The organism is Polaromonas aquatica (genome assembly GCF_042659145.1).
In the GTDB taxonomy this organism is placed as follows: domain Bacteria; phylum Pseudomonadota; class Gammaproteobacteria; order Burkholderiales; family Burkholderiaceae_C; genus Polaromonas; species Polaromonas aquatica.
Map to the genome: position 1 here is coordinate 41672 of NZ_JBHSRS010000018.1, position 24537 is coordinate 66208.

Annotated in this window: 29 protein-coding genes and 1 tRNA gene; 4 read left to right on the forward strand and 26 right to left on the reverse strand. The window is 60.1% G+C overall.

The genetic code is table 11. The features are described from left to right. Window positions 1–176: 176 nt before the first annotated feature. Entirely contained in the window at window positions 177–1322 is a 1146-nt protein-coding gene (locus tag ACFQND_RS08585; RefSeq protein ID WP_371436783.1) for a Bug family tripartite tricarboxylate transporter substrate binding protein, read from the forward strand. Window positions 1323–1425: 103 nt separating this feature from the next. Here the strand turns inward: ACFQND_RS08585 and ACFQND_RS08590 are convergent, their stop codons facing one another. Then, window positions 1426–2379 (reverse strand): AEC family transporter, encoded by a 954-nt coding sequence (locus ACFQND_RS08590; RefSeq protein WP_371436782.1) that lies wholly within the window; start codon window positions 2377–2379, stop codon window positions 1426–1428. Between the two features lie 99 nt (window positions 2380–2478). Between ACFQND_RS08590 and ACFQND_RS08595 the strand changes: the two genes are divergently transcribed. From ACFQND_RS08595 to ACFQND_RS08605, 3 genes are all read left to right on the forward strand, one after another. Next, on the forward strand, window positions 2479–4611 hold the full coding sequence (locus tag ACFQND_RS08595; RefSeq protein ID WP_371436781.1) for an ATP-dependent helicase: 2133 nt from the start codon (window positions 2479–2481) through the stop codon (window positions 4609–4611). 247 nt (window positions 4612–4858) lie between these two features. Continuing rightward, a complete protein-coding gene (locus ACFQND_RS08600) occupies window positions 4859–5245 on the forward strand; it encodes a hypothetical protein (RefSeq protein WP_371436780.1) in 387 nt (128 codons plus the stop codon). A gap of 27 nt (window positions 5246–5272) precedes the next feature. Then, window positions 5273–6505 carry a phospholipase A gene (locus ACFQND_RS08605; RefSeq protein WP_371436779.1) on the forward strand — a complete coding sequence of 411 codons (1233 nt, stop codon included), beginning with the start codon at window positions 5273–5275 and terminating at the stop codon, window positions 6503–6505. A gap of 403 nt (window positions 6506–6908) precedes the next feature. Here the strand turns inward: ACFQND_RS08605 and ACFQND_RS08610 are convergent, their stop codons facing one another. The 25 genes from ACFQND_RS08610 to glpK all read right to left on the reverse strand — a co-directional run bounded on the left by ACFQND_RS08610 (window position 6909) and on the right by glpK (window position 24512). Further along, complete coding sequence (locus ACFQND_RS08610; RefSeq protein WP_371436778.1) at window positions 6909–7676, reverse strand: DUF2894 domain-containing protein; 768 nt, start codon at window positions 7674–7676, stop codon at window positions 6909–6911. Next, on the reverse strand, window positions 7673–8323 hold the full coding sequence (locus tag ACFQND_RS08615; protein WP_371436777.1) for an OmpA family protein: 651 nt from the start codon (window positions 8321–8323) through the stop codon (window positions 7673–7675). Before ACFQND_RS08615 ends, ACFQND_RS08610 begins: the two co-directional genes overlap by 4 nt. Next, entirely contained in the window at window positions 8320–10938 is a 2619-nt protein-coding gene (locus ACFQND_RS08620; protein ID WP_371436776.1) for a DUF802 domain-containing protein, read from the reverse strand. The genes ACFQND_RS08615 and ACFQND_RS08620 overlap by 4 nt, the downstream gene beginning before the upstream one ends. 2 nt (window positions 10939–10940) lie before the next feature. Next, on the reverse strand, window positions 10941–11630 hold the full coding sequence (locus ACFQND_RS08625; RefSeq protein WP_371436775.1) for a DUF3348 domain-containing protein: 690 nt from the start codon (window positions 11628–11630) through the stop codon (window positions 10941–10943). 234 nt (window positions 11631–11864) lie between these two features. Beyond that, window positions 11865–11941, reverse strand: a tRNA-Met gene (locus ACFQND_RS08630). An 18-nt stretch (window positions 11942–11959) separates the two neighbouring features. Continuing rightward, window positions 11960–12361 (reverse strand): 50S ribosomal protein L17, encoded by a 402-nt coding sequence (gene rplQ, locus ACFQND_RS08635; RefSeq protein WP_371436774.1) that lies wholly within the window; start codon window positions 12359–12361, stop codon window positions 11960–11962. 84 nt (window positions 12362–12445) lie between these two features. Next, on the reverse strand, window positions 12446–13435 hold the full coding sequence (locus tag ACFQND_RS08640; protein WP_371436773.1) for a DNA-directed RNA polymerase subunit alpha: 990 nt from the start codon (window positions 13433–13435) through the stop codon (window positions 12446–12448). Between the two features lie 93 nt (window positions 13436–13528). Next, window positions 13529–14152 carry a 30S ribosomal protein S4 gene (rpsD, locus tag ACFQND_RS08645; protein ID WP_371436772.1) on the reverse strand — a complete coding sequence of 208 codons (624 nt, stop codon included), beginning with the start codon at window positions 14150–14152 and terminating at the stop codon, window positions 13529–13531. Window positions 14153–14283: 131 nt separating this feature from the next. Then, window positions 14284–14688, reverse strand: coding sequence for a 30S ribosomal protein S11 (rpsK, locus tag ACFQND_RS08650; protein ID WP_371436771.1), 405 nt, complete (start codon window positions 14686–14688; stop codon window positions 14284–14286). Window positions 14689–14700: 12 nt separating this feature from the next. Further along, window positions 14701–15066: a 30S ribosomal protein S13 gene (gene rpsM / locus ACFQND_RS08655; RefSeq protein WP_371436770.1), complete on the reverse strand. Its 366-nt coding sequence runs from the start codon at window positions 15064–15066 to the stop codon at window positions 14701–14703. Between the two features lie 24 nt (window positions 15067–15090). After that, window positions 15091–15204 carry a 50S ribosomal protein L36 gene (gene rpmJ / locus ACFQND_RS08660; RefSeq protein ID WP_028820150.1) on the reverse strand — a complete coding sequence of 38 codons (114 nt, stop codon included), beginning with the start codon at window positions 15202–15204 and terminating at the stop codon, window positions 15091–15093. 29 nt (window positions 15205–15233) lie between these two features. Beyond that, window positions 15234–15452, reverse strand: a complete 219-nt coding sequence (gene infA / locus ACFQND_RS08665; RefSeq protein WP_007869286.1) for a translation initiation factor IF-1 — start codon at window positions 15450–15452, stop codon at window positions 15234–15236. 18 nt (window positions 15453–15470) lie between these two features. Further along, window positions 15471–16790 (reverse strand): preprotein translocase subunit SecY, encoded by a 1320-nt coding sequence (gene secY / locus ACFQND_RS08670; protein ID WP_371436769.1) that lies wholly within the window; start codon window positions 16788–16790, stop codon window positions 15471–15473. 19 nt (window positions 16791–16809) lie between these two features. Then, complete coding sequence (gene rplO / locus ACFQND_RS08675) at window positions 16810–17241, reverse strand: 50S ribosomal protein L15 (protein WP_371436768.1); 432 nt, start codon at window positions 17239–17241, stop codon at window positions 16810–16812. 9 nt (window positions 17242–17250) lie between these two features. Next, entirely contained in the window at window positions 17251–17433 is a 183-nt protein-coding gene (rpmD, locus tag ACFQND_RS08680) for a 50S ribosomal protein L30 (RefSeq protein WP_293405198.1), read from the reverse strand. Between the two features lie 21 nt (window positions 17434–17454). Next, window positions 17455–17973 carry a 30S ribosomal protein S5 gene (rpsE, locus tag ACFQND_RS08685; RefSeq protein WP_188709721.1) on the reverse strand — a complete coding sequence of 173 codons (519 nt, stop codon included), beginning with the start codon at window positions 17971–17973 and terminating at the stop codon, window positions 17455–17457. 17 nt (window positions 17974–17990) lie between these two features. Then, on the reverse strand, window positions 17991–18356 hold the full coding sequence (rplR, locus tag ACFQND_RS08690) for a 50S ribosomal protein L18 (RefSeq protein ID WP_007869273.1): 366 nt from the start codon (window positions 18354–18356) through the stop codon (window positions 17991–17993). 11 nt (window positions 18357–18367) lie between these two features. Next, on the reverse strand, window positions 18368–18901 hold the full coding sequence (gene rplF / locus ACFQND_RS08695; RefSeq protein WP_371436767.1) for a 50S ribosomal protein L6: 534 nt from the start codon (window positions 18899–18901) through the stop codon (window positions 18368–18370). A 25-nt stretch (window positions 18902–18926) separates the two neighbouring features. Beyond that, entirely contained in the window at window positions 18927–19322 is a 396-nt protein-coding gene (gene rpsH, locus ACFQND_RS08700) for a 30S ribosomal protein S8 (protein ID WP_371436766.1), read from the reverse strand. A gap of 18 nt (window positions 19323–19340) precedes the next feature. Then, window positions 19341–19646 (reverse strand): 30S ribosomal protein S14, encoded by a 306-nt coding sequence (gene rpsN / locus ACFQND_RS08705; RefSeq protein WP_077592484.1) that lies wholly within the window; start codon window positions 19644–19646, stop codon window positions 19341–19343. Window positions 19647–19654: 8 nt separating this feature from the next. Next, on the reverse strand, window positions 19655–20194 hold the full coding sequence (rplE, locus tag ACFQND_RS08710) for a 50S ribosomal protein L5 (RefSeq protein ID WP_371436765.1): 540 nt from the start codon (window positions 20192–20194) through the stop codon (window positions 19655–19657). A 2-nt stretch (window positions 20195–20196) separates the two neighbouring features. Then, the gene (gene rplX, locus ACFQND_RS08715) at window positions 20197–20517 is read right to left on the reverse strand and encodes a 50S ribosomal protein L24 (RefSeq protein ID WP_371436764.1); all 321 of its coding nucleotides are present in this window, start codon (window positions 20515–20517) and stop codon (window positions 20197–20199) included. A 9-nt stretch (window positions 20518–20526) separates the two neighbouring features. Further along, window positions 20527–20895, reverse strand: coding sequence for a 50S ribosomal protein L14 (rplN, locus tag ACFQND_RS08720; RefSeq protein ID WP_371436763.1), 369 nt, complete (start codon window positions 20893–20895; stop codon window positions 20527–20529). A gap of 251 nt (window positions 20896–21146) precedes the next feature. Next, a complete protein-coding gene (locus ACFQND_RS08725; RefSeq protein ID WP_371436762.1) occupies window positions 21147–22733 on the reverse strand; it encodes a glycerol-3-phosphate dehydrogenase/oxidase in 1587 nt (528 codons plus the stop codon). Between the two features lie 234 nt (window positions 22734–22967). Continuing rightward, window positions 22968–24512, reverse strand: a complete 1545-nt coding sequence (gene glpK / locus ACFQND_RS08730) for a glycerol kinase GlpK (RefSeq protein WP_371436761.1) — start codon at window positions 24510–24512, stop codon at window positions 22968–22970. Between the last annotated feature and the right edge of the window lie 25 nt (window positions 24513–24537).

Sequence of the window (24537 nt, forward strand, 5' to 3'; positions counted from 1 at the left end):
TGGCAAAGGTTCGCAGCTACATCGGGTTAGGTACGAAGAAGGGGACGACGTTGCTGTGTGGTGGACTGGACGCGCCGCAACTGGATCGCCACGTAAAAAAGCAGGCGATGTCGTGTGGGCCGGTTCCTTTACCCGTCCAGTTGTTGCTCAAAAAGGTGATGCGTTAGATGCGGACTATGGCCTATCAGGTCGCTTCGAATTTCACTTCTCTTAACTTCATTATGGAAGGGATGAAAACTCAATACCTCAACTGCTATTTGATGTCCAACTTATTAAGTAACCGGCAGCATCACGATTACCAACTCCAGGAGACAAACATGATTTCTTTCGTTCCTCAATTAGCCCGACTGCTCGCGAATCCATTCGCGACGGCTTTAACCATAATCCTTTTCGGCACAGCCATGCCCCATGTCCACGCACAGGACTTTCCCAATAAACCCATTCGCTGGCTGGTCGGATTCCCGGCTGGCGGGGGGACTGATTTCCTGGCACGCACCGTCGGCCATCAGATGTCCGTGCAACTCGGGCAGCCAGTGCTGATCGACAACAAGCCTGGCGCTGCATCTAGCATTGCGGCTGAGACGGCTGCAAAATCCTCCCCCGATGGGTACACCCTGGTAACGGCAGATAACGCCGTGCTGGTATTCAACCCCGTGCTCTACAAGAAGCTTGGCTACGATCCAGAGCGCGACCTCTCACCTGTAGGCCTGATGGCGCGTTTTCCCCTGATCTTGGCTGTTTCCCCCAATAGCGGCATCACCACCGCGCAGCAGTGGATGGACATTGTCAAAAAGTCGCCTGGCAAGTTCAGCTACGCCTCCCCGGGCGTTGGTTCACCGCACCACCTGGCAATGGAATTGATCAAACTGCGTCTTGGCCTGTTTGCGGTCCACGTGCCATATCGCGGCGCGGCGCCTGCCGTGCAAGACGTGGCCGGTGGCCAAGTACCAATGATGATCGTTGAAAGCGGAGGCGGGTTGCCCATGATCACCGCAGGCAGGTTGCGTGCATTGGCGGTGCTGTCTGCCAAGCGTATGCCTGCGTTGCCTGATGTTCCCACCTTTGCAGAACTTGGGTACAAGGATCTGGAGGTCTACGCTTGGCAAGGTGTTGCTGTTCCAAAGGCGACGCCCAAACCGGTGATTGACAAGTTGTCCGTGGAACTGCAAAAGGCGGTGACGACGCCCGATGTTGTGCGCAAATTGAATGACTTGGGCATCGAGGTCAGCCCGAGCAATGCCAACTTCATGAACGAATACGCCGCAGCCGAGAGGAGGCTGTGGCAACCCCTAATTCGCCGGAGCGGCATTCGGGCGGAATGAAAGCTGACTGCGCACAGTACTGCTTATTGATGTTTTCGTAAACCTCGCGTCGCAGCTAAGCGTTCACCACGTTTGCCCACAGAAGGCTCAAGCAGCCAAGTACTCAGGTAAGCAGCGCCACCGCCGCAGAGAAACTGAAAAACGCCAGCACGGTAGACAACAAAATAATCCGCGCAATCCGCCCGTTGTCGGCGCCAAAACGTTCGGCCAGTATGGCGATGTTGCTGGCGCTGGGCAATGCGGCGGCCAGCACCACGACGGTCAGCGCAAAGCGGTCCAGCGGCACGCCGGCAGCGATCGCGGCCAGGCCCAAAAGCCCGACCAGCAAAGGATGCACGACAAGTTTGATGAGTGCCACCGGCACATAATCGGCCAGCGGCGTGCGGGCCGTGTTCTGCATCTGCGAACGCGCCAGTATGGCGCCTATGGTGAACAGGGCAACGGGTGATGCGGCATCGGCCAGCAGGCCGACCGTGTCCATGATCGGTCTGGGCAATCCCAGCGCCAGCGCCGACGACAGGCCGCCCAGCACAATCGCCCAGGGCAGCGGATTGAGGAGCACACCCTTGAGCGCCAGCCGGGCCGCACGCGCGGCACCGTGCTCGTCCGCACTGTCGAGCCGCGACAGTGCGATGCACAACGACGAGGTCAGCAGCATGTCCACCGCGATGGTGACAATCGCCGGGCCGGCCGCCTGCGCGCCCAGCAGGGCAACCAGCAGCGGCACGCCCATAAAACCAGTGTTGGGAAAAGCCGCGACCAGCGCGCCAAAGGACGCATCGTTCCAGCCCATGCGTTTGTTGCGCGTCACGGCAATGGTGAAAGCCACCATGATCAGCGCGCACAAGGTGTAAAGCGCAATCAGCTTGCCGTCCAGCAGCTGCCTGATCGGCGTATTGGCGCCAAAGCGGTACAACATGCACGGCAATGCGAAATACAGCACAAAGGCGTTGAGCCCGGGAATCGCGGCCAGCGGCAGGAAAGCACGGCGGGTGGCGACATAACCACACAGCACGAGCGCGAAAAAAGGAAAGGTGACGAGAAGAATGCCTAGCACAAAGCTGATTGTCGCCCGCAATGTTGGTGTTGCGCCGACTGGCTATGATGCCCGCTGCCCCCGCTTTTTTCTTCTGCCTTTTTCTCGCCGTCTGCCTGAATGTCGTCCTCCCCGCCAGCATCTCCCGCCGCCTCCCTTGCCAACACCGGCATGAACATCGCCCAGCAGGAAGCCGTCAACTATATGCACGGCCCCTGCCTGGTGCTGGCCGGCGCCGGCTCGGGCAAGACACGCGTCATCACACAGAAGATAGGCCGGCTGATCCAGTCGGGGCTCAAGCCCGAGCAGATCGCTGCCATCACCTTCACCAACAAGGCCGCCGCCGAGATGCGCGAGCGCGCCAAGGCCCTGATAGGCAAGCAGGCCAGGGGCGTGCTGATCTGCACCTTTCACGCACTGGGCGTGCGCATGCTGCGCCAGGACGGCGCCGTGCTGGGCCTGAAACCCCAGTTCTCCATTCTTGACAGCGATGACGTCACCAGCATCATCAAGGACGCAGGCGGCAGCGTCGATGTGGCCACGGCGCGCCAGTGGCAGTGGACCATCAGCGGCTGGAAAAACATGGGGCTCAATGCCGCACAGGCCGCCGGGCAGGCCAACGGCGATGAAGAGCGGCAAATCGCCCTGGTCATGGCACGCTACGAAGAGCGTTTGACGGCCTACCAGAGTGTGGACTTTGATGACCTGGTGAGCCTGCCGCTGAAACTTCTGAGGGAACACGAGGACGTGCGCAACAAATGGCAGGCCGCGCTGTGCCATGTGCTGGTGGACGAGTACCAGGACACCAATGCCACGCAGTACGAAGTGCTCAAGCTGCTGGCGGGCGAGCGCGGGCGTTTTACCGCCGTGGGTGACGACGACCAGTCGATTTACGGCTGGCGCGGCGCCACGCTGGACAACCTGAAAAAGCTGCCGCAGGACTACCCCAACCTCAAGGTGGTGAAGCTGGAGCAGAACTACCGCTCCACCAGCGCCATACTGCGCGCCGCCAACAACGTGATCGGGCCCAACCCCAAGCTGTTTCCCAAGACCCTGTTCAGTGAGCTGGGCGAGGGCGAGCCGGTGCGCGTGATCGACTGCGACAGCGAGGAGCACGAAGCCGAGCGCGTGGTGGCGCGCATCCTGAGCCTGCGTGCCGAAGGCGCCCTGCTGGCCGAGGGCAAACAGTTCAAGGAGTGGAAGGACTTCTGCGTGCTGTACCGAGCCAACCACATGGCCAAGCCTTTTGAAAAAGCCTTTCGCAAGGCGCAGATCCCCTACAAGGTCTCAGGCGGTCAGAGCTTTTTCGACCGCGCCGAAATCAAGGACCTGTGCAGCTGGATGGTGCTGATGGTCAACAACGACAACAACGCAGCCTTCATCCGCGCCATCAAGACGCCCAAGCGCGGCATAGGCCACACCACGCTGGGTGCGCTGAGCACTTTCGCGGATCAATCCAGGCTGAGCATGTTCGAGGCGCTGTTCAGCAACTCGCTGGGCTCGGTGCTGCCGGCCAAGGCCGTCGGCTCGCTGCATGAATTCGGCCGCTTCGTGAACGACCTGGAGTACCGTGCCAAACGCACGGTGGGCGCAGAAGACGCCCGCAGCTTTCTCAACGACTGGCTGAAAGAGATCGACTACGAAAAACATCTCTACGACGGCGAAGACAGCGAAAAGGTCGCGGCCGCCCGCTGGAGCAATGTGATGGATTTCTGCGACTGGATGGCCCAGCGCTGCGGCGGCCAGATTGACGACACCTCGGGCGCCACCATCGAAAAACCCACCAAGACCATGCTTGAAGTGGTGCAGACGATTGCCCTGCTGTCCACCATCAGCGAGCGCGAAGGCGACCAGGACGTGGTGACGCTCTCCACGCTGCACGCATCCAAGGGCCTGGAGTGGCCGCACGTGGTGCTGGCCGGCGTGAACGAGGGCCTGCTGCCCTTCAAGCTCGATGACGACGACGGCATCAACACCGACAGCATCGAAATCCGGCTGCAGGAAGAGCGCCGCCTGATGTACGTGGGCATCACGCGCGCCCAACGCACCCTCGCGGTGAACTGGCTGCGCCGGCGCAAAAAAGGCCGCGACACGATTGCCGGCATACCCAGCCGTTTTATTGCGGAGATGGGGCTGGACAAAACCACCGTCAAGGAAGACCCGCGCGAAAAGCTCAAGGCCCTGCGTGCTGAATTTGCCAAAAAATCCGCCGACGGCATTGCCGCCGCGGCTGCTGTTTCCAGCAACAACTAAGAGTATTCAGGCAGTATCCAGGCGCCTGCAGTGTAAAACTGCAGGCGCCTGTTTTACCTCAGCGTTACCTGTCGCCGGACGGATGCCTCACGGATTCATGCGATAGTGGGCGGTTTTCCCCGCTGCTGACTTGCCCATGACCTTGAACCGCCTTCGAATTGCTACATTTTTAATAGCTGCCTGCGCTCTGAATCCGGGGGCCAGAGCCCAAAATGATGCAAAAACCGGCTGCCCAGCAGCGCAGGACATGAAAGCGGAGCAGCTTTTTGGCCTGTGGACCGCAAGTTTTACCAACCCGCCTGACGGCCTGCCGGCGACGGCCACCATGCTGCTGGAGCGGCATGCGGAATTCTCGGAAAGCCTGGCCGGCATGATCAGCCGGGACCTGGGCGCAGCCGCCGGCTCCGCCAAAATAGCCGGCCATGCCGCCAAGGCCGCGCTGGCCGGCGACCTGGAGGATGGCATGCTGCTGCTGGATGAATCCTCCAACGGCATCAGCATCACCGGCACCTGGAATGGTGAAATGGTGGCAGGCTCTTGCGGCAAGGCCTTCCAGGGCAGCTGGAAGGACACCAGCAGCAGCGCACCCGACAATGCACCTGATGTGCCCTTCACCTTGCGCAAGCTGCCCTGAGTGCCCGGGGCTCAGATCATTTTTTCCATGAGTGCCAAAAACATGACACTGCAACTGCCCCGCTCCGCCACCCGCCCACATTCCGCAGTTTTGCTGGGCGCCACGCTGCTGTCTTGCGGACTGGCCGCAGCCCAAACCCCGGCATCGTCCGGCGCACCGGCAGAACGCCTGCCCGCAGCCGGCTGGCAGGTCTGCCAGGCCATGGCCGGCGAGCCGGGTGCACAGCTCAAGTGCTTTCAGGATTGGGCGGCCGCGCAGACACCCCCGGCCATGCCGGTTCCGGCGCCTGTAGCGATCACCGCCACACCCGTCACAAGCCAGCCTGCCGCACCCACGCTGCAACTGCCCGCACTGAGCGCTGAAGCACCCGACGGCAAGCCCATAGGTTGCAGAAACGACAAGTACTCCACCTTGTCGAAGTTTTGGGAACTGCAGCGCGGCACCGACTGCGACACCTTTTCCCTGCGTGGCTACCGGCCGATCTCGCTAGCGGTGGTCGGCTCCGACAGCGTCAACACACAACCTTCATCGCCCAGCCCCGGCCACACAGCCGCGACCAGCGTGCCCTACAGCCGCAACGAAACCAAGATCCAGCTGTCGGTACGCACCAAGATCGCCAAGGGCCTGTTCACGCGCGGCACGGGGGAGGACGACAACCATGACTCGCTGTGGTTTGGCTACTCCCAGCAAAGTTATTGGCAGTTGTTCAGCGGGGCGATTTCCCGGCCGTTTCGCAACACCGACCATGAGCCCGAAGTCATCTACATCTACCCGCACCAGATCCCCATGGCCGGCGGCTGGAATTACCGGCTCTCGGGACTGGGGCTGGTGCACCAGTCCAACGGGCAATCGCTGCCGCTGTCACGCAGCTGGAACCGCGTCTACCTGATGGGTGCGGCCGAAAAAATGCTCAGCCCTACCTCCAGCCTGACCCTGCAGGGGCGCGTCTGGCAACGGCTCAAGGAATCGGCCGTCAACGACGACAACCCCGGCATTGAAAACTACGTCGGCCGCGCGGAGCTCACCGGCAACTGGCAGATCAGCAAAAACAACACCCTGGGCGTGACCGTGCGGCACTCGCTGCGCAGCGAAGCGCGGGGCTCCACCCGCATCGACTGGATGATGGCGCCAGCCTCGTCGCCCACCTACACCGGCCTGCGTTATCACGTGCAGCTGTTCAGCGGTTACGGGGACAGCCTGCTGGACTACAACCGCAAACGCACGGTGTTGAGCGTGGGCCTGAGCCTGGTGGACTGGTAGCAAGACATCCCCAGACTTACCCTCAGTTGCTGTGGGCCACCCTGTGGATAAGGACCTGAACAAGCCCGCAAAGCCGCGCCAGTGCTTGCGTGCAGCGCGATGCTCAAGGATTGACCAGCCTGCGGGCTGGGCTCGCGGATGCCGGCCCCGGGGAGCGCTATAAAATTCATAGCTGGCTGCGCCCGGAACACGGAGGCCAGCGCCATAAATCACTTGTTTTTTTGGCCCTGCAGCCCCGACTGTGGTATTGCTCCAGGCACCGTTTGCGCCTGTATTTTCAGCCCCAAAAGAGGCCAACAGCCAATACAGGCAAGCGCAACCAGCTATTGTTTTTGTAGCAATCCAAAAGCGCAGGTCCATGCACTTGCGCAACCCGGACCGGAAGATTACAGGCGACTCGCGCTCACTTCTTTGCCCGGCTGCGACGCACCGGTTTGGCCTTCACCCGCGTGTCCTGCTGGTTCGCCTGATCGAGCCAGAGCAGGGTATCCACATGCGACAAAAAGCGCTGCAGGTAGTCGGGTGAGAGCTTGCGCATCAAGGCCAGGGACCTGAGCACCAGCATGTGCGAGTTAAGCGGGCCGGCGTTGACAGGCCCTCGATCAACGGCCCGGTCGACCTGGTCCACGGCCGCAATTTTGGACCACGCCCGCCTGAAGCGGCGCACGCTCGCCATTTCAGAACCGGCCGCCATATCGCTGACCATGCTGCTCCCCAGATCGTTTACCGGGTGCTGGTCCATGCTGTTTTTCCTGGCGTCCCGGATGTGCTGGTTCAGCTGGGCCAGCGGCGTGCAGGGCCGGCTGATGGCCGATGGTGCGGCCAGCCGGCGCATGGCCCCAAAATCGCCTGCCGCGAAAAGCCGCTGCAGTTCACGAACCTGGTCGGGGTGTTTGGCGGACAGGCTCGCCAGCTCGTCACCGGCCACCTGCTGCGCCTGCCTGAACCGTTCGTCATAGTCCGCCAGTGCAGCTTTGAGCTTGCCTTCCAGGATGCCTCGCACCCCGGCCGGCGCTGTTTCCAGGCGCTGCGACAGCAGCTCCAGGTAATAAAAACGCGCGGGGTCAAGGCGCTGCGCGCCCTGGCTGCGCAGGGACGCCTGCCACGACAGCAGAGACTGCTCTTCATCCCGCTGCGCATGCGGCATGTCGGCAAGACCCGACGCACTCATGGGGTGGCGGCCTTCAGGCTGGTGGACTTGGGGACCGGTGCCATTTCCACACGCCGGTTCAGCGCGCGGCCCTTGTCATCGGTGTTGGAGGCCACAGGTTGCTCTGCGCCAAAGGCTGCGGCAAAGGCCAGTGACGAGGGCATGCCTTCTTCGATCAGGGCACGGGTCACCGTCAGGGCGCGCTGGGCCGACAGCTCCAGGTTGTCGGCAAAACGCTGGTTGCCTTCCTGTATGGGTTTGTCGTCGGTAAAACCACTGACCATCAACATTTCATCGCGCTCACCCAGGTAGACCCGCAGGGGCGGCACCAGGCTTTTGAGCAGCAGGCGGCCGTCGGGCCGCAACTGGTCCGAGTTCAAGGGGAACAACACGCTGCCGCTGATGCCAATGCGTCCGTTGTTCAGCGTGACGCGGCCCGTGGCCAGAGGAACGGCCAGGGCTTTTTCCAGGGCCATGCGGCGCTGCTCTTCGATCCGCCGCTTTTGCACCTCGGCTTCCAGGTTGCTCACAAGGTCCATCTGGACCACCAGCACCCCGACCAGGATCAGCACAAAAGCGCCCAGCAGGCCCGACATCAGGTCACCGAAAACGGCCCAGACCGGCGCGGTCTGCTCTACGCCGTCGCCGCTTTCGTCAAGGTCCGTCATCCGGCGACTCCCGCAGGCAGCTCGGCCTGTTTGTTGTGGAGCTGGCGCAGGTCTTCGACAATGCCTTGCTGCGAGCTGATGCTGAGGTCGATCACCTCGCGCGCCTGTGCCACGTAGTAGGCCAGCTGTTCGTCGCTTCGCGCCATGGACTGGCTCATGCTGCCTTCCATGCGCTGCAGGCTGTCAATCAGCTTTTCGTTGGTGGTGTTGAAAAGCTGCACGCCGTGGTTGAAGGACTCGCCCAGGCTGGCCAGTTCGACCGCGCTGCCAACCACCTGCGCCGCCACTTCCGCGGACTTGCCAGCCTGCGTGCCCAGCGTGTCGGCAAACTGCCGGCTGGCCTGGTCCATCACCGCCGCTGCGGAGGCGGCCAGCGACTCAATCGCCGCCCGCTGTTCGCCCGAGGACTGGTTGATGGTCTGCAGCAGCGCATTGATTTTTTCCATCACGGCGGTGCGCTCTTCGAGTGCAAGGTTGTCCCGCTCGGTGATGCGGCTCATTTCCTGCCGCAACTGCGCAATCACTTCGGCCGCAGCCTGCGGCACCTCGGAGGCCGTTTGCATGAGGCGGGTCATGGGCGCTTCCAGTGCAGAGCCCAGTGTTGCCAGATGCGTGGCGAGTGCCGCCTGCAACTCGCCCAGACGCTCGACAGCGGCGTTGCCGCGCACCGCCTCCTGGTCGCGGAGCGCGCCCAGTTCCGTGCGCCAGACACTGGTCAGTTGATCCATGCGTTCGCCCTGCTGCTCAGTCCAGCGGGCCTCGGTCTCTACACGTGAGCGGACCAGTTCCTCGGAGCGGTCCAGCAAGCGTGCCATGTCGTCCAGCGTCCGGCTGGCCTGGTGGCTGGTGCGTTCCGTGATTTCTGCTGCGGTCTTCTCCAGTGCCAGGCAGACGGCCTGCTGCTGGTCCAGCATCTGCAGACCGGCGCGCTGCCATTCGCTGTGCAGCGTGCTGGCCATGTGCTCCAGTTGCTGTGCCCAGGCTTCCAGCCGTTGTTGATCGGTCAATGCCTGCTCAGCCTGCGATTTGGTCACGGCCTCGTTGACGGTGACCAGATGACCGGCCAGCGCCGCCTGCAGCTCGCCGAGCCGTTCCACGGCGGCGTTGCCGCGCGAGGCCTCGTCATCCCTGAGCGTGCCCAGTTCCGTGCGCAACAAGCTGGCCAACTGGTCCATGCGCTCGCCGTGTTGCTGCACCCAGCGGGCTTCGGCGTCGATGCGGGCGCTCGTCAGTTCTTCGGACTGCGCCAACAGCCGCGTCATGTCGCCCAGGGTCTGGCTCGCGTGCTGGCTGGCGCGTTCGTTGATCTCGCCTGCGGTTTTCTCCAGCGTCTCGCACACCGCCTGTTGCTGGGCCAGGGTCTGTGCCCCGACGTTCTGCCATTCGCTGTGCAGTGTGGCCGCCATGGCTTCCAGCGCCTGGGTCCAGCTCGCCAGCCGCTGACTGTCCGCGGCGGCCTGTTCCGATTGCGAGCGGATCGCGGCCTCGTTGACCGTGGTCAGCAAGGCACCGGCGCGCTGCTCGAAATTGTCCGTGAAGCTGGCCAGTGCCCGGTCCAGGCCCTGGACCTGGTGTTCGCTGGTGCGGGCATGGGTTTGCAGCGCCGTCGTCCAGCTCTCGGACACGCTGCTGGCAGTGGCGCTAAATGCGCTGCTGAGGCCGTTCAGCTGTGCCTGCGCTGCGTCGCTCACGCGTTCGTGCAGGCGTTTTGATTCCTGCGCAATTTCCGTCATCGCTGCTTCGACCACGGGCTTGAGGCTTTCGCCTGCCACCTTTGCGCTGGCCGTCAGGCTGTCTTTCAGGGTCTGCCCCACGGTGTCGGCCAGACCGGTGTAGGCCACGCTGACTTCCCTGTGGAACTGCGCCTGGCTGCCCAGCAGTTGTTCGTTCAACTGCTGGCTACGGCGCTCCATGCCCTCCATCATGGCTTGCAGCTTGTCGACCACCTCGGGCAAGGCATTGGCCTGCAGCTGCAGCGCCTTGAAGGTTTCCTGGCGTTGATGGGCGAGCGACAAGGGCCGAAAGACGGTCGCAATCCGGGCGTCCAGTTGCCGCGCAACATCCACCCGCTCACGGCGGCTGATGGCCGACAACAGGCCCAGCATGGCCGACGCGGCCACCCCAGCCACCGAGGTACCAAAGGCCAGCCCCAGGCCCTTGATAGGTGCGGCCAGTGCCGAGCGGATGGCATGCAGATCCGTCGACCCTTCCAGCGCAAACACGGCGCCCTTGAAGGTCACCACCATGCCCAGGAAGGTGCCCAGCATGCCCAGCATCACCAGCAGCCCCACAAGGTAAGGTGTCAGCGCCGGTCCCGGCAAGCCAACCCGCTCCCCCTCAATTCGCAAACGCACGGCGTTTTGCAGGGAGGGGTGAACGCCCCCCAACCATGCACTCATGTCCGGTCGCGGCTGCGCAATGTCGGCCAGCGCCTTCGCCAGCGAGGCCGTGGCGGCGCGAAACTGCTTGAGTTCGAATGCGCCCAGCAAATACACAGCGGCAATCACCGCCGTCATGACCAGGGCCATCCAGCTCGTACCGACAAACCCCCAACCCACCCAGGCCACGGTGATCAGACCGATGGCGAAGGCGACTGCAAAAAAAACTCTGTTCATGGCTACTTCTTGACCTCGTTACTGAATGCTTCTATCAATCCCACCACCGGCTGCAGCCGGACTTCCAGTTCCGCCAGCAAGACCTCCTGCATCTCCTGCCCGAAGAGGTCCTGCTGCTGGGTACTACGCAAATGCTTGAAACGCCGCTCCAGCAGCACTGGCACCGTTGAGAGCAGTTTTTGCTCCCGGGCACCGAGTCTTTCGTCCATCACGGCATCGAAGCTGGCCAGTTGCCCGAGCTGGGGCGAGACCTGGGTCATGGCATCCCGGACATAGGCACGCAAAGCCTCAATCCTCAACACCATCTGACGCTGCTGGGCGAGATAACGCTGGCGATGCGGTGCATAACCTGCGTCCGTTTCGATAGGAGCTTCCGGGGGGGACAGGTGGTTTCTGGCCTGGTTTCCGCTGGCAGGAGGCGAGGCGCTTGCCGTGATGCCCTTCACCAGGGTCGTTCGCACCCGATGAAATTCGTCTTCCAGGGGCGGGGCCTTGGCCGGCAACGCATCTGATGGGTTCTTGCCGTCAAGCGCATGGATTGACTGGTGCGCCGCATGGAGCGTGATGGCATCAAAAACGTCCAGCCAGTCGCCCAGTCGCTCTGCAACGTCCTGCTTCGACGGCTCAACATCCACCGAAGCCAGATCACCGAGCAGACGGACCAGTCCTGAACTGCTGAAATTCCTGTGCAAATGCATTCCTTTGACGTTTAAACGTGGGAATAAGGGCTGTCGGATATTGAGCCGAAGGGGTTCGCAAGACCAGAGACGGACATCAGCCGCTGCGGGCCGCTGTATGACCACTTCCGGCCTTGAGCAGGCCGTGAAAGCATGCGCTCCTGCGATAGATTGATGGTGATGTCGCCACAAAGCAAAACGCCCACATGAAGTGGGCGTTTTGGTTACCAGACCTGGTGATCTGGATGTTGGTTGCGCGGGCAAGATTTGAACTTACGACCTTTGGGTTATGAGCCCAACGAGCTACCAGGCTGCTCCACCGCGCGATATGTATTTATTATAACCTATTCTGCCTTGGCCGCGTCAGCTGTAGTGGCATCAGCCACATCAGGACGGTCAACCAGCTCGACCAGGGCCATAGGTGCATTGTCACCAACGCGGAAACCCATTTTCAGGATGCGCGTGTAGCCGCCAGGACGGGCCTTGTAACGTGGGCCGAGTTCAGCGAACAGCTTGACGACCATGTCGCGATCGCGCAGGCGGTCAAAGGCCAGGCGCTTGTTGGCCAGCGTTGGCTCTTTGGCCAGCGTGATCATGGGCTCAACAACGCGGCGCAGTTCCTTGGCTTTTGGCAAGGTGGTCTTGATGGCTTCGTGCTGGAGCAGCGAATTCATCATGTTGCGCAGCATGGCGAGGCGGTGCTCGCTGGTGCGGTTGAGTTTACGTAGTCCGTGTCCGTGTCGCATGGTGATTTCCTTTTTAATATTCAGGCAGCCGTATCAGGTACTGCCCGTGCGCCATCTCAGCCAAGAGATGGTCTGTTCGTTTAATTAGTGCTTGTCCAGCCCTGCAGGCGGCCAGCTCTCAAGTCGCATGCCCAGCGTCAAGCCGCGCGATGCAAGCACTTCCTTGATTTCGTTGAGCGATTTACGGCCCAGATTCGGTGTCTTGAGCAGCTCGTTTTCAGTACGCTGGATCAAATCGCCGATGTAGTAAATGTTTTCTGCTTTCAGGCAGTTGGCAGAGCGAACCGTGAGTTCCAGCTCGTCCACGGGACGGAGCAGGATAGGATCGAACTGCTGCGAGCTGCGCTGGACTGGTGTGTCAAACGCGGCAAGCTCATTGCCTTCCAGCTGTGCAAACACTGCCAGCTGCTCAACCAGAATTTTAGCCGAAGCGCGAACTGCATCTTCTGCGGTCACGGCGCCGTTGGTTTCGATTTCCAGGACCAGCTTGTCGAGGTCGGTACGCTGCTCAACGCGGGCGCTTTCAACGGTGTAGCTGACACGCTTGACCGGCGAAAAGGAAGCATCCAGAACAATACGGCCAATCGACTTGGTCGATTCGTCGCCGTAGCGGCGCACTGTACCGGGCACATAGCCGCGGCCATTTTCAACCTTGATCTGCATGTCAATCTTGCCGCCGTGCGACAGGTTAACAATCACGTGCTCAGGGTTAATGATCTCGACGTCATGAGGCGTCTGGATATCGGCTGCAGTCACAGGGCCGGCGCCATCCTTGCGCAGGCTCAGGGTCACTTCATCACGGTTGTGCAGCTTGAACACCACACCCTTGAGGTTCAGCAAAATGTTGACGACATCTTCCTGGACACCGTCAATGGACGAGTACTCATGGAGCACACCGGCAATAGTGACTTCCGTGGCGGCATGCCCGACCATCGAAGACAGCAAAACGCGCCGCAGCGCGTTACCCAGCGTGTGACCGTAGCCACGCTCGAAGGGTTCGAGCGTCACTTTTGCGCGGTTGGCGCTCAGTTGCTCAACGTTAATGGTTTTTGGTTTCAGTAAATTAGTCTGCATGCAATCTTCCTCTCAATACCCTCGGCTCGTTACACCGATAAGGCCGGCGAAGCAGAACCTGCGGCGACGGGGATCCGTGCCGCAGGAACGAAATTAGCGTGAATACAACTCGACGATCAACGATTCGTTGATGTCGGCGGCGAACTCGTCGCGGTCAGGCGTCTTCTTGAAGGTGCCTTCGCCCTTGTCAGCGTTCACGTCAACCCAGGCGGGCATGCCAACCTGCTTGGCCAGCTCGAGAGCCTCGGTCACGCGGGTCTGTTTCTTCGACTTGTCGCGCACGGCGATGATATCGCCGGCCTTGACCATGTACGAAGGGATATTGACGGAGCCGCCGTTGACCGTGATGGCCTTGTGCGACACGAGCTGGCGTGCTTCAGCGCGGGTTGAGCCGAAGCCCATGCGGTAGACCACGTTGTCCAGGCGCGATTCCAGGATGAACAGCAAATTGGCGCCGGTGTTGCCCTTGCGGCGGTCAGCTTCTTCGAAGTAACGGCGGAATTGCTTTTCCAGGACGCCATACATGCGTTTGACCTTCTGCTTTTCACGCAGTTGCAGGCCGAAATCGGAGGTACGGGTGCCGGACGTGCGTCCATGCTGGCCGGGTTTGGAATCAAACTTGGCTTTGTCGGCAATTGCGCGACGGGCGCTCTTCAGGAAGAGGTCGGTGCCTTCACGGCGGGAAAGTTTGGCCTTGGGGCCGAGATAACGTGCCACTTGAGTGTCCTTGTGTCATCTGCTGCATTGCTGCAGGAGCCTTCGGCGTGAGCCTAACGGCGGTGGGCTTGGTTGAACGTCCTGCACCGGGTTGGTCGCGTTCGGCAACCAGCCCGGCAAGGACAACGGGATCAAATACGGCGGCGTTTTTGAGGACGGCAGCCGTTGTGCGGAACAGGGGTCACGTCGGCGATCGAGTTGATGCGAATGCCGAGTGCACCCAGTGCACGAACAGAAGACTCACGGCCGGGGCCGGGGCCTTTGATTTCAACATCAAGGTTTTTGATGCCTTGTTCGATCGCGGCGCGGCCAGCGACTTCGGAGGCTACCTGGGCTGCAAAAGGGGTCGATTTACGCGAACCCTTGAAACCCTGGCCACCAGACGAAGCCCAGGACAGGGCGTTGCCCTGGCGGTCCGTGATCATGATGATGGTGTTGTTGAAAGATGCATGCACGTGTGCAATGCCGTCTGCAACATTCTTGCGGACTTTTTTGCGGACACGCTGTGCTGCGTTGTTGCTTGGTGACTTAGCCATAGGACCTCTTGATTATTTCTTCAACGAAGCAGCGGCCTTGCGCGGACCCTTGCGGGTGCGGGCATTGGTACGCGTACGCTGACCACGCATCGGCAGACCGCGGCGATGACGGAATCCGCGATAGCAGCCGATGTCCATCAGGCGCTTGATGTTCATCGTGGTTTCACGACGCAGGTCACCCTCGATGGTGAACAGCGCGATCTGATCACGAATTTTTTCCAGGTCTCCATCAGTCAAATCTTTGACTTTCTTGGAGTAGGCGATCTCACATGCCTCGCAAATTTTGCGAGCACGGGTGCGACCGATGCCAAAGATTGCAGTCAAGCCGATTTCGGCGTGCTGCTGCGGCGGAATATTGATACCAGCGATACGGGCCATGTTCGTCCTCTAAAACTCTTGAAATCAGCCTTGACGCTGTTTATGGCGTGGGTCTGTGCAGATCACGCGAACAACGCCTTTGCGACGGATGACTTTGCAGTTGCGGCAAATTTTCTTGACCGAAGCTGAAACTCTCATTACTTTCTCCTAAAACTTGTCCACTGTGCTCACTTGGCACGAAACACAATACGCGCACGAGATAAATCGTAAGGCGTCAATTCAACTGTCACTTTGTCGCCGGGAAGGATGCGTATGTAGTGCATACGCATCTTTCCTGAAATGTGCCCTAGTACAACGTGTCCATTTTCCAGCTTGACCCGGAAAGTTGCATTGGGAAGGTTTTCTACAACCTCACCCTGCATCTGAATCACGTCATCTTTGGACATATCCCATCAGCTGCCCAATTAACCACCCAATGACGTCTTGAAGTTCGCCTTTTTAAGCAACGACTCATACTGTTGCGACATCATGTAGTTTTGAACCTGGGCCATGAAATCCATGGTGACCACGACAATAATCATCAACGACGTACCGCCAAAATAGAACGGCACGTTGTATTTCAAAATCAGAAACTCCGGCAGCAAGCACACAAACGTGATGTAAACCGCACCTGCCAGCGTCAAACGCACCAGGATCTTGTCGATATAACGTGCTGTCTGGTCACCAGGGCGAATACCCGGGATGAAGGCACCGCTCTTTTTCAGGTTGTCTGCAGTTTCACGGCTGTTGAATACCAGGGCGGTATAAAAGAAGCAGAAAAACACAATCGCGCTGGCATAGAGCATCACGTAAATAGGCTGTCCCGGTGTCAGCGTGCTGGCAATGTCTTTCAGCCAGCGCATGCTTTCACCACTGCTGAACCAGCCCACAACGGTCGCCGGCAACAGGATTATCGACGAAGCAAAAATCGGTGGGATCACACCCGCCATATTCAGCTTCAGTGGCAAGTGCGATGACTGGCCGCCGTAAACCTTGTTTCCAACCTGGCGTCTGGCGTAATTCACAAGAATCTTGCGCTGGCCCCGTTCGACAAAAACCACAAAGTAGGTCACCAGCACCACGACCGCAATGATCACGATGGCCACCAGGATGCTCATGGCACCTGTGCGGATCAACTCCAGCAAACCACCCACTGCATTTGGCAAACCAGCTGCAATACCTGCAAAAATCAGGATGGAGATGCCGTTACCCAAACCGCGCTCGGTGATCTGCTCACCCAGCCACATCAGGAACATCGTGCCGGCCGTCAGGCTCACCACAGCGGTCATCCGGAAGCCGAAACCAGGAGCCAGAACCAGGCCAGGCGAGCTTTCGAGCGCCACGGCAATGCTCAGCGACTGGAACAGGGCCAGGCCCAGGGTACCGTAGCGCGTGTACTGCGTGATCTTCCTGCGTCCCGCTTCACCTTCTTTTTTGAGCTGCTCGAATGTCGGAAGGACATAGGTAAGCAGCTGCATGATGATGGAAGCGGAAATGTAGGGCATGATGCCCAGCGCAAACACCGTAAAACGCGACAAGGCACCGCCGGAGAACATATTGAACAAATTCAATATGCCGCCCTGCTGGCCCTTGAACAGCTCCTTGAGCTGCCCCGGATCGATCCCCGGCACCGGAATATGCGCACCAATACGATACACCACCAGCGCCAGCAGCAAAAACACGAGCCTGCTGCGCAAATCACCGAACTTGCCGGTTTTTGCAATTTGAGCCGAGTTAGTCGCCACTGATTTATCCAGTCAGTTATTAAGCGATCGAGCCACCAGCGGCTTCAATCACGGACTTGGCAGCTGCGGTTGCAGCAATGCCATTCAGCTTGACCGCCCTGGTCAGTTCACCGGTTTTGATGATCTTGACGTTCTTTGCAAGCTGGCCAACCAGGCCGGCCGTTTTCAGCGCCAGCAGATCAACTTCAGCCAAACCGAGCTGCTCGAGGGCAGACAGCGTGACTTCAGCGTTGAATTTCAGGTTGTGTGACTTGAAACCGCGCTTTGGCAGACGGCGCTGCATAGGCATTTGACCGCCTTCAAAACCGACCTTGTGATAACCACCAGCACGTGACTTCTGGCCTTTATGACCACGTCCTGCCGTCTTGCCGATGCCAGATCCAATGCCGCGGCCGACACGGCGCTTGGCATGTTTGGCGCCCTGGCCAGGCTTGATTCCATTCAATTCCATGATGAGTCCTTAGACAATCTTGACCAGATACGCGATCTTGTTGATCATGCCGCGCACTGCGGGTGTGTCTTCCAGTTCGCTGGTGCTGTTGATACCGCGCAGACCCAGGCCACGCACGGTGGCGCGGTGGGATTCCTTGGTACCAATCGGGCTCTTGATCAGCTGAACCTTAACTTTTTTCTCTGTCGTCATTTCAATGCTCCTGGGCAGCTTTTAGCCGAAGATTTCTTCGACTGATTTGCCACGCTTGGCTGCAATGTCGGAAGCCGTGGTGGAGTTGTTCAACGCATCCATCGTTGCACGCACCATGTTGTATGGGTTGCTCGAACCATGGCTCTTGGCCACGATGTCGGTGATGCCCATGACTTCAAAGACTGCGCGCATCGGGCCGCCGGCGATGATGCCGGTACCTTTGGCTGCCGGCATCATCATGACGCTGGCGGCACCCCAGTGGCCGAATACGTTGTGGTGAATCGTGCCGTTTTTCAATGACACCTTGGTCATGTTGCGGCGCGCTTCTTCCATAGCCTTTTGCACGGCTGCCGGCACTTCTTTCGACTTGCCCTTGCCCATGCCAACGCGGCCGTCACCGTCGCCAACCACCGTGAGTGCTGCAAAACCGAGAATACGGCCGCCCTTCACCACTTTGGTCACGCGGTTGACCGCGATCATCTTTTCCTTCAGACCATCGTCTGGAGCGTCGTTGTTCGATTTTGCTTGAAACTTAGCCATACTTAATTCCAGTCTGCTTAGAACTGCAAACCAGCTTCGCGTGCAGCATCAGCCAGCGCTTTGACGCGGCCATGGTACGCAAAACCGGCGCGATCAAACGCCACTTTTTCTACACCCGCTGCTTTTGCCTTTTCGGCAATGCGCTTGCCAATGGCTTGCGCAGCAGCAACGTTTCCACCTTTACCGGAGGCGCCGATTTCCTTGCGGACTTCCACTTCCGCGGTGGAAGCTGCAGCCAGAACCTTGGTGCCGTCGCCAGAGATAACGCTGGCGTAAATGTGCAGATTGGTACGGTTCACGGTCAAACGGGCAACGCCTTGCGTGGCAATGCGGATGCGGGTCTGGCGTGAACGACGAAGGCGCTGCTCTTTTTTGGTCAACATGTTGCAGCTCCTTATTTCTTCTTGGTTTCTTTGATCGTGATCTTCTCATCCGCATAACGGATGCCCTTGCCCTTGTAAGGCTCGGGAGGACGAACAGCACGAACTTCAGCGGCGATCTGGCCGACACGCTGGCGATCAGAACCCTTGATGAGCACTTCCGTAGGCGTAGGCGTTGCCACCGTGATACCTGCGGGCATGTCCATGATGACCGGGTGTGAATAACCCACGGTCAGGTTCAGCTTGGCGCCTTGCGCCTGGGCCTTGTAACCCACGCCGATCAGGCTCAGCTTTTTCTCGAAACCCTTGGTGACGCCGGTCACCATGTTATTCACGAGCTGGCGCATGGTGCCGCTCATGGCATTGGCTTCACGCGACTCATTCGCGGGGGCAAACGTCAGCTTGCCAGCATCATTCTTGATGGTGACCAGCGCATTTTGTGCCAGGGCCAGGGTACCGAGGGCACCCTTGACATTGATCTGGTCATCTTTGAAAGCCACATCCACACCCTGGGGCAAGGACACTGGCATTTTTGCTACACGAGACATTTCAGTTACTCCTCAATGCCGCCGCTTAGGCCACGTAGCAAAGAACTTCACCACCGATACCGGTAGCGCGTGCCTTGCGATCCGTCATGACACCCTGGGGCGTCGTGACAATTGCCACACCCAAGCCATTCATGACTTGAGGAATGGCGCCGTGGCCTTTGTAAACGCGAAGGCCGGGGCGGCTGACGCGCTCGATGCGCTCAATCACGGGCTTGCCTGCGTAATACTTCAGGGCGATTTCCAGCTGGGACTTGCCTTCGTCGGTCTTGACGGAGAAGCCATCGATGTAGCCCTCATCCTTCAGAACCTGTGCAATGGCAACCTTGACTTTTGACGACGGCACCAGCACAACGGCTTTTTCAACCATTTGTGCATTGCGGATGCGTGTCAGCATGTCGGCGATAGGATCACTCATACTCATTTTGTGGTTCTCCTATGCTTACCAGCTTGCCTTGGTGATACCAGGGATATCACCAGCAAAAGCCAATTCACGGATCTTGGCGCGAGCCAGGCCGAATTGACGGAACGTTCCGCGCGGGCGACCCGTGATCGCGCAGCGGTTGCGCTGGCGGGTAGGGTTGGCGTTGCGGGGCAACTTTTGCAACTCCAGACGGGCCAGAGCGCGCTCTTCATCGGAGCGCTTGGCGTCGTTGGACGTTGCCTTGAGTTCTGCGTGTTTCTTGGCGAACTTGGCGACGAGTTTGTCGCGCTTCAGTTCACGTTGCAGCAATGCTTGTTTTGCCATGGCCCGCCTCAGTTCTTGAACGGAAAACGGAAGGCGGTGAGGAGTGCCTTGCACTCTTCATCGGTCTTGGCCGTCGTGGTAATGCTGATATTCAGGCCGCGCAAGGCATCCACCTTGTCGTACTCAATTTCAGGGAAAATGATCTGCTCTTTCACGCCGATGTTGTAGTTTCCGCGGCCATCGAAGGCCCGGCCGGAAATACCGCGGAAGTCACGAACGCGCGGCAGGGCCACGGTCACGAAACGATCGAGGAACTCATACATCTGCACGCCGCGCAGGGTCACCATGCAGCCAATGGGCAGGTCTTCGCGGATCTTGAAACCAGCGATAGCCTTCTTGGCCTTGGTCACCACAGGCTTCTGGCCTGCGATCTTGGTCATGTCGCCGACGGCGTTGTCCATGACCTTCTTGTCTGCAACCGCCTCGCTCACACCCATGTTGAGCGTGATCTTGGTGATGCGTGGAACCTGCATCGGCGATGTGTAGCCGAATTTTTCAATCAGGGCAGGTGCGATTTTTTCGCGGAATTGTTGTTGCAAGCGTGCCATGTTTATGCAGCCTTAATTTCGTCGCCACTGGACTTGAAGACGCGCACTTTTTTGCCGTCAGCCAGGAGCTTGATACCAACACGATCCGCCTTGCCGGATGCCGCATTGAAAATGGCGACATTGGACTGGTGAATCGGCATGCTTTTGGCGACTATGCCGCCGGTCGTACCCTTGAGGGGGTTTGGCTTGGTGTGTTTCTTCACCGTGTTGATGCCTTCGATCAGCACATGGCTGTCGTCGGTGCGCTGCGTGATCGTTCCGCGCTTGCCCTTGTCGCGGCCTGCGATAACGATGACTTCGTCGCCTTTGCGAATCTTGTTCATGGCGTGTCCTTACAGAACTTCAGGAGCCAGGGACACGATCTTCATGAACTTTTCAGTGCGCAGCTCGCGCGTCACTGGTCCGAAGATGCGGGTGCCGATGGGCTCCAGCTTGGCGTTAAGCAACACTGCTGCGTTGCCGTCGAATTTGACGAGCGAACCATCGCCGCGGCGGATGCCCTTGGCGGTGCGAACGACCACTGCACTGTAAACCTCGCCTTTTTTGACGCGGCCACGTGGAGCGGCTTCTTTGATGCTGACCTTGATGATGTCACCGACGCTGGCGTACCGGCGCTTGGAACCACCCAGCACCTTGATGCACATCACGGACTTAGCACCCGTATTGTCAGCAACATCGAGTTTGGATTGCGTTTGAATCATTTAATTTGTTCCCAACTTGCACCGGTTTGCAGCCTTTTCAGGTAGCAGACCAATCAGTCTTGGGCCCGTCGTCCACACTGCAAACCACTTGCAATGCTTCCAATTAGGCTATTTAAGTCAGAATTCTCCGCTTTTTGGAGCGAAGCCCACGATTATCATCAAAGGCTTATGGGCTGTCAACACCCCTTGGTGTAAATAAACCCACAAAACCAGGGAAAAACGCCAAAAGACCTACCCAAAGGCAGGACAGGTCAATCCGGCAGCTGCAAATACTGGTCGCAAAGCGCCAGGAATGCCTCCAGCGCGGGATCGACACCGGTTTCCAGCCGCAATAATCCGGCCACCTCGGGCGCCAGCGACCTGGCCAGCGCCGCATCCAGGAACAGCAGCCGGGAGCGGCGCGCCAGCACATCTTCCACGGTCCTGGCGTACTCGTGGCGGGCGGCAAAACGCACCATGGCCTCGGTCAGCCCGCCGCCCAGCAGGCGCGCGGCACCAGGCAAGGCCAGCACAGCCGGCGCCTCGCTGCCATATAGATGTATGCCGGGCGCATCACTAACCCTGTGGCCTGCGCCGCGGCCCGTTCCGGCCTGCGCCCCCACCAGCCGCAGCTGCGTGGTCACCGCGCCGGGCCGCGCCGGCAGCAGTTTTGCAGCAAAACACTTGTCCATCACGTCTTCGGCCATGGCCCGGTAGGTCGTCCACTTACCGCCCGTGACCGTCACCAGGCCGCTTTTGCTCACCAGGACCGTGTGTTCGCGCGACAGGCCCTGGGTGTTGTCGCCGTCGTCATCCGCGGGTTTGACCAGCGGCCGCAGGCCTACCCAGATACTTTTGATGTCTGCCCGGCCGGGTGCCTTTGTCAGGTAGCGGGCCGATTCGCCGAGTATGAAGTCGACTTCTTCCTTGAAAGGCAGCGGCTCGCGCGCCAGGTCGTGGCGTGGCGTGTCGGTGGTGCCCAGAATCGTTTTGCCCAGCCAGGGCACCGCAAACAGTACCCGGCCGTCGGCTGTTTTGGGGATCAGCATGGCATGGTCGCCGGGCAAGAACGAACGGTCCACCACAATGTGCACGCCCTGGCTGGGCGCCACCATGGCCTTCACGTCCCGGCCAATGGCCTTGCCGTCTTCCATGCGAAACTGGTCCACCCAGACACCGGCAGCGTTAACCACGCAGTCAGCCTTCACTTCATAAGTCAGGCCGGTCTCCTGGTCCCTGGCCTGCAGGCCGACCAGCTTGCCGCCCTCGTGCAGCAAGGCGGTTGCCGCACAGTAGTTGATCAGCAACGCCCCCTGCGCGGCGGCCGTTCGGGCCAGTGCCAGCGCCAGGCGCGCATCGTCAAACTGGCCGTCCCAGTACTTCACGCCGCCTTTCAGGTGCCCTTTGGGCCCCCGGTGTTTGGTATTGGGCAGCAGCGCCAGGGTTTGGGCGCGATTCAGGAACTCCGTGGCCCCCAGCCTGGCCTTGCCGGCCAGCGCGTCATACATCTTGAGCCCGACGCCGTAAAACGGCGCCTCCCAGAACTTGTAGGACGGCATCACAAAAGCCAGCGGCTGGGCCAGGTGCGGCGCGTTGGCCAACAGGGTGGTGCGTTCATGCAAGGCCTCGCGCACCAGCGAGATATTGCCCTGCGCCAGGTAACGCACACCGCCGTGCACCAGCTTGGTGGCGCGTGACGAGGTGCCCTTGGCAAAGTCGTGCGACTCCACCAGCACCACCGAGAACCCGCGCGCCGCGGCGTCCAGCGCCACGCCCAGACCGGTGGCGCCGCCGCCAATCACGGCAAGGTCGTATGTCACAGGCCTGGCGAGTTGTGCGATCAGGTGGGCACGGATCATGGCATCCAGTGTAAGAGCCTATTTACGATCTGTACGGGGCCGGCATCGCCGCAGCCATTCATTGCTCCTTATTTAATAGCTGCTTGCGCCTGTTGTTATTGGGCCAAAGCTCTTTTTTCCTTGAAACCCGGGGCAAAAACCCACACGCAGAGCCTGAAAATGCCATTTTTATGACGATAAATGGCTCTGGCCGGCGTATATCCAGCGCAACCAGCTATTATTTTTATAGCAATATCAATCCGCTTCAGCCCACTGCCTGGAACGCTCCACCGCCTTGTGCCAGCGCGCCAGCTTGGCCGCACGGGCATACGCGCCCATTTGCGGCTCAAAACGGCGGTCCACACGCCAATGGGCGACGATTTCATCGGTGTCGCGCCAGAAGCCGACCGCCAGCCCCGCCAGGTAGGCCGCGCCCAGCGCCGTGGTTTCCGTCACTTGGGGGCGCACCACCGGCACGCCCAGAAAGTCGGCCTGGATCTGCATCAGCAAATCGTTCCGGCTGGCGCCGCCGTCCACGCGCAACTCCTGCAGCGGCAGTCCGGCGTCCCGGCTCATGGCGGAAAACACATCGGCGCTTTGCAGCGCGATGGCCTCCAGCGCGGCCCGGGCGATGTGGGCGCGGGTGGTGCCGCGCGTCATGCCGAGCAACGCGCCGCGGGCGTAAGGGTCCCAGTTGGGCGAACCCAGGCCGGCAAAAGCGGGCACCAGGTACACGTCGCCGCTGTCGGGCACGCTTTCGGCCAGTGGTTGCACCTCTGCGGCCGACTTAATGATCTGCAGGCCGTCACGCAGCCACTGTATGGTGGCGCCGGCCATAAAAACGCTGCCTTCCAGGCAATAAGTGTCTTTGTCCATGCGCCAGCCCACCGTGGTCAGCAGCTTGTTGCTGGAGACCACCGGCTTGCCGCCCGTATTCATCAGCATGAAACAGCCCGTGCCATAGGTGTTTTTAGCCATGCCCGGCGACAGGCAGGCCTGGCCGAAGGTAGCAGCCTGCTGGTCACCCGCCATGCCGGCGATCCTGATGGGCGTGCCCAGCAGCGCCGCGTCGGTTTCAGCCATCACGCCGCTGCTGGCAACCACCTTCGGGAGCACCGAGGCGGGAATATTGAACAGGGCCAGCAGTTCATCGTCCCACTGCATGCTGTGCAGGTTGAACAGCAGGGTGCGCGAGGCATTGCTGGCGTCGGTGACGTGCACACGCCCACCGGTCAGGTTCCAGACCAGCCAGCTGTCCATGGTGCCGAAAGCCAGTTCGCCCTTTTCGGCCCGGGCTCGCACGCCGGGCACCTCGTTAAGCAGCCATTCGAGTTTGGTGCCTGAAAAATAGGCATCCAGCAGCAGCCCGGTTTTTTGCTGGATCAGGTCGGCGTGGCCGGCTTCGCGCAGCTGGTCGCAACGGCCTGCGGTGCGCCTGTCCTGCCAGACGATGGCGTTGGCAACCGGCTCACCGGTCTTGCGGTCCCACAAAACCGTGGTTTCACGCTGGTTGGTGATGCCTATGGCGACGATTCTGTTTGCCCGGCCCGCCGGATTTGCTATCGAATCAATAGCCTGCTGCGCCTGATTACCGCCGGCTACAGGCATTTTTTGCATGCATTCCCGGGCTACCGCGAGTTGCGCAGCCCAGATCTCGCGCGCATCGTGCTCGACCCAGCCGGGCTGGGGAAATATCTGGCGAAACTCCTGCTGCGCCAGCGCCGCAACGCCGCCTGCGTGGTCAAACAAAATGGCCCGCGAACTGGTCGTGCCCTGGTCAAGTGCGAGTATGTAGCTCATGGCAATCAAGGTTAACGCATTGCAG